General features: G+C 59.7%; 1 protein-coding gene and 1 pseudogene. Both read right to left on the reverse strand.

Features of this window, described 5'->3' with window-relative positions:
- Positions 1–1,070 (reverse strand): glucuronate isomerase (gene uxaC, locus GXN74_RS14230; protein ID WP_162371594.1); only part of this gene is annotated, 1,070 nt, incomplete at its 3' end.
- Between the two features lie 27 nt (positions 1,071–1,097).
- Positions 1,098–1,331: pseudogene (locus GXN74_RS14235) on the reverse strand (UxaA family hydrolase); the annotation flags it as partial.

A 1,331-nucleotide genomic window follows, 5' to 3' on the forward strand; every position in this document is an offset into this window, starting at 1 on the left:
ACGTAGTTGTCCTTGGGGTTCAGGACATACAGGATGGTCTTGGGCAGGGCGTCCTGTGCGTCCAGGTCTCCCAGGAACCGGGAGAGCGGCGCCGCGACGTTCTCGTCGTGGATGGAATCGAAACCCGTGTCGGGACCAAGCTTTTCATGCATCCTGCGGTTGTTGTTCCGCAGGGCCCCGATGTGTATCTGCATGGCCCATCCGCGCTTGGCGTAGGCCGTTCCAAGGAAATGGAGCAGACAGCCCTTGAAGGTTGCCACATCCTGGGGGGAAAGGGGCCCCCCCTCCCGCTTCTTCTCGAACACGGTCTGGGCCGCCGCCTCGTCCGCGGTCAGGTACTGGACCACATCCAGGGCATGGTCCGAAATGCGGCAGCCATGGGCATGGAAATGGTCGATGCGCAGCTCCAGCGCCTTCAGCAGGGCGGACACCGAGTCGATGGGGAAACCGACGCAGGCCTCCAGGCTTTCCAGCCATGGCTCGAAGGTGGGCTGGTCGATGTTGAAGGACTTGTCCGGACGGAAGGTGGGCAGTACCTTGGTGCCGAAGTCCCTGTCCTGGGCGATGACCGCATGATGGCGCAAGTCGTCCACCGGGTCGTCCGTGGTGCAGATCACCTTCACGTCCGAACGCCGGATCAGGGACTTGGCGGAGAACGCCTCTTCCTTCAGCTTTTCGTTGCAGGTGTTCCAGATCTCATCCGCCGTGGCTGGGGACAGGGTCTTTCGGATGCCGAAATAACGCTGCAGTTCCAGATGGGTCCAGTGGTACAGCGGGTTCCCCAGGGTGTAGGGGATGGTTTCCGCCCATGCCAGGAATTTCTCCTTGTCCCCGGCGTCACCGGTGATCAGCGCCTCGTCCACGCCGTTGCTGCGCAGGGCCCGCCATTTGTAGTGGTCCCCCCCCAGCCATAGCTCCGTGATGTTCCGGTACTTCTTGTCCTCCGCAATCTCCTTTGCCGAGAGATGGCAGTGGTAGTCGTAGATGGGCATCTTCTTCGCATGGTCGTGGTACAGCCGGACCGCAATGTCGTTTCCCAGCAAAAAGTTGTCGTCCATAAATGCTTTCATGATCAGTCTCCTTCCTTTTTCCTTTTCCTAGAGCGTGACACCCGATTTGAAGATCGCAATCTCCCGGTAATCGTTCTTCTCGTTGTTCACCCATGCACCGTCAGCCACGGCAACCACCTTCTCGATGAACTCCTCCAGAAGTTCCGGCATGCTCTTTTGGCCGATCAGCTGGCCCGCATCGAAATCGATCCAGCCCGGTTTCTTGCGGGCCAGGTCCGTGTTGGTGGAAATCTTCATGGTGGGTACGAAGCCCCCGAAGGG

Source organism: Anaerotalea alkaliphila (genome assembly GCF_010179735.1).
GTDB classification, from domain to species: domain Bacteria; phylum Bacillota; class Clostridia; order Lachnospirales; family Vallitaleaceae; genus Anaerotalea; species Anaerotalea alkaliphila.